At 37.4% G+C, this 3,158-nt stretch carries 5 protein-coding genes and 1 pseudogene; 4 read left to right on the forward strand and 2 right to left on the reverse strand.

The genetic code is table 11. The features are described from left to right. From BXU11_RS18530 to BXU11_RS17950, 4 genes and pseudogenes are all read left to right on the forward strand, one after another. Nucleotides 1-225, forward strand: a pseudogene (locus tag BXU11_RS18530) (gluconate transporter); the annotation flags it as partial. A 70-nt stretch (nucleotides 226-295) separates the two neighbouring features. Beyond that, complete coding sequence (locus tag BXU11_RS17425) at nucleotides 296-943, forward strand: hypothetical protein (RefSeq protein WP_255373980.1); 648 nt, start codon at nucleotides 296-298, stop codon at nucleotides 941-943. 4 nt (nucleotides 944-947) lie between these two features. Next, nucleotides 948-1,415 (forward strand): RidA family protein, encoded by a 468-nt coding sequence (locus tag BXU11_RS17430; protein WP_078212036.1) that lies wholly within the window; start codon nucleotides 948-950, stop codon nucleotides 1,413-1,415. 10 nt (nucleotides 1,416-1,425) lie between these two features. Beyond that, entirely contained in the window at nucleotides 1,426-1,575 is a 150-nt protein-coding gene (locus BXU11_RS17950) for a hypothetical protein (RefSeq protein WP_189318567.1), read from the forward strand. A gap of 164 nt (nucleotides 1,576-1,739) precedes the next feature. Here BXU11_RS17950 and BXU11_RS17440 read toward each other — a convergent pair whose 3' ends face one another. Beyond that, nucleotides 1,740-2,207, reverse strand: coding sequence for a RidA family protein (locus BXU11_RS17440; protein WP_078212036.1), 468 nt, complete (start codon nucleotides 2,205-2,207; stop codon nucleotides 1,740-1,742). A gap of 4 nt (nucleotides 2,208-2,211) precedes the next feature. Next, a partial coding sequence (locus tag BXU11_RS17445) for a gluconate:H+ symporter (protein ID WP_078213401.1) occupies nucleotides 2,212-3,158 on the reverse strand: 947 nt, incomplete at its 5' end.

Below are 3,158 nucleotides of genomic sequence, written 5' to 3' on the forward strand. Positions count from 1 at the left end.
TCGGTAGCCTATCAATTCAAATTGCCTAAAGTTTATTTGGCCATTCCTATGTTGGCCTCTCTTTCAGTAGCGCATGGTTTTTTGCCTCCACACCCTTCACCCATGGCATTAAGCAATCTCCTTAATGCAGAAATTGGTTTGGTGCTGACTTATGGAATATTAATTTCAATCCCCACTATTCTCATTGCAGGTTTGTTGTTCTCTAATGTTTTAAAAAAATATTAAACCCAACTCCGAAAACACGATTGTACCCGTTGAACAATCCATCGAAGCAACAACAAAACCAAGTTTTTTGGTGAGTATCTTTTCTTCCTTATTTCCAGTTTTCGGATTAACCCTTACATCATTATTACCTCTTGTTTGGAAAAATGAACAAGTAAGCATTATCTGTAAAACCATTGGAGAACCCAGTAATATTATGCTACTTTCTTTAATCATTTGCACTTATACTTTAGGGTTACGCACCGGAAAAAGTATGAAGGCGATTTCTGAAGATTATGTGATGGCTATCAAAGATGTGGCACTAATATTACTAATAATTGGTGGCGCAGGAAGCCTAAAAGAAGTAATGATCGTTAGTGGTGTTAGCCAAACGGTTGTAGAAAATTTAATAACCACAGACATTCATCCCTACTTACTTGCTTGGTTAATCACCGCATTAATTCGAATTTGTATTGGTTCGGCTACAGCAGCGGGCTTAATGACTGCAGGGGTTTTAGTGCCACTACTACAATTGAAAGAGCTAGATCCTAACCTATTAGTTTTGTCCATAGGAGCCGGTAGCTTGATGTGTTCTCATGTCAACGACCCTGGTTTTTGGATGTTTAAAGAATACTTTAATACCAGCATGAAAGACACAATTAAATCATGGACCGTCATGGAATCTTTGGTGTCTGTACTTGGAATTGTTTTCATTTTTATACTCAACTTTATTATACATTAATATCATGAACATATTACCACAAGAAAAATTTGAAACGCTAGGCCTATCATTACCGCCAGCACCTATGCCTCTTGGAATATATAAACCTTACTTAGTTGAAGGAAAATACCTATACATTTCTGGTCACGGCCCTGTAAGAAATGACAAATCCCTTATTATAGGACGCATAGGAGAAGATATGGATATCGAGGAAGGAAAATTGGCCGCTAAGCAAGTAGGCTTAACCATGCTATCTACTATTATCACAAATTTCGGGAGCCTAAACAAGGTAAAGAGAGTTATAAAAGTACTAGGAATGGTCAATTGCAATTCCGATTTTTTATTACATCCGTATGTAATTAATGGTTGCAGTGAATTGTTTGCCGAAGTATGGGGGCAAGAAAACGGAATTGGAGTGAGAAGTGCCGTGGGAATGGGTTCTTTACCCGATAACATCCCTGTAGAAGTTGAAGCAATTTTTGAATTATACTAATACATCACAAATGAATAACGAAAGTACACAAGCAAAAGTGGTTGCTTTTGGCGAACTCTTATTACGAATGAGCGTTACCAATGGATTTAGATTTACTCAGGCAAATGAAATGCGTATTCAAACAGGAGGTGCCGAGTCAAATATTGGTCTGTATGCCTAATTGCGAAAGTAGGATACACACATATTGACTCGGCACCTCCTGTTTGAATACGCATTTCATTTGCCTGAGTAAATCTAAATCCATTGGTAACGCTCATTCGTAATAAGAGTTCGCCAAAAGCAACCACTTTTGCTTGTGTACTTTCGTTATTCATTTGTGATGTATTAGTATAATTCAAAAATTGCTTCAACTTCTACAGGGATGTTATCGGGTAAAGAACCCATTCCCACGGCACTTCTCACTCCAATTCCGTTTTCTTGCCCCCATACTTCGGCAAACAATTCACTGCAACCATTAATTACATACGGATGTAATAAAAAATCGGAATTGCAATTGACCATTCCTAGTACTTTTATAACTCTCTTTACCTTGTTTAGGCTCCCGAAATTTGTGATAATAGTAGATAGCATGGTTAAGCCTACTTGCTTAGCGGCCAATTTTCCTTCCTCGATATCCATATCTTCTCCTATGCGTCCTATAATAAGGGATTTGTCATTTCTTACAGGGCCGTGACCAGAAATGTATAGGTATTTTCCTTCAACTAAGTAAGGTTTATATATTCCAAGAGGCATAGGTGCTGGCGGTAATGATAGGCCTAGCGTTTCAAATTTTTCTTGTGGTAATATGTTCATGATATTAATGTATAATAAAGTTGAGTATAAAAATGAAAACAATTCCAAGTACAGACACCAAAGATTCCATGACGGTCCATGATTTAATTGTGTCTTTCATGCTGGTATTAAAGTATTCTTTAAACATCCAAAAACCAGGGTCGTTGACATGAGAACACATCAAGCTACCGGCTCCTATGGACAAAACTAATAGGTTAGGATCTAGCTCTTTCAATTGTAGTAGTGGCACTAAAACCCCTGCAGTCATTAAGCCCGCTGCTGTAGCCGAACCAATACAAATTCGAATTAATGCGGTGATTAACCAAGCAAGTAAGTAGGGATGAATGTCTGTGGTTATTAAATTTTCTACAACCGTTTGGCTAACACCACTAACGATCATTACTTCTTTTAGGCTTCCTGCGCCACCAATTATTAGTAATATTAGTGCCACATCTTTGATAGCCATCACATAATCTTCAGAAATCGCCTTCATACTTTTTCCGGTGCGTAACCCTAAAGTATAAGTGCAAATGATTAAAGAAAGTAGCATAATATTACTGGGTTCTCCAATGGTTTTACAGATAATGCTTACTTGTTCATTTTTCCAAACAAGAGGTAATAATGATGTAAGGGTTAATCCGAAAACTGGAAATAAGGAAGAAAAGATACTCACCAAAAAACTTGGTTTTGTTGTTGCTTCGATGGATTGTTCAACGGGTACAATCGTGTTTTCGGAGTTGGGTTTAATATTTTTTAAAACATTAGAGAACAACAAACCTGCAATGAGAATAGTGGGGATTGAAATTAATATTCCATAAGTCAGCACCAAACCAATTTCTGCATTAAGGAGATTGCTTAATGCCATGGGTGAAGGGTGTGGAGGCAAAAAACCATGCGCTACTGAAAGAGAGGCCAACATAGGAATGGCCAAATAAACTTTAGGCAATTTGAATTGATAGGCTACCGAAAAAA

It is taken from the genome of Flavobacterium sp. LM5 (assembly GCF_002017945.1).
Taxonomy (GTDB): domain Bacteria; phylum Bacteroidota; class Bacteroidia; order Flavobacteriales; family Flavobacteriaceae; genus Flavobacterium; species Flavobacterium succinicans.

Bases quoted from the DNA above. Each gene is read 5' to 3' on its own strand.
- BXU11_RS17430 (WP_078212036.1), top strand. From the start codon at position 948: ATGAACATATTACCACAAGAAAAATTTGAAACGCTAGGCCTATCATTA.
- BXU11_RS17950 (WP_189318567.1), top strand. From the start codon at position 1,426: ATGAATAACGAAAGTACACAAGCAAAAGTGGTTGCTTTTGGCGAACTC.
- BXU11_RS17440 (WP_078212036.1), bottom strand. From the start codon at position 2,207: ATGAACATATTACCACAAGAAAAATTTGAAACGCTAGGCCTATCATTA.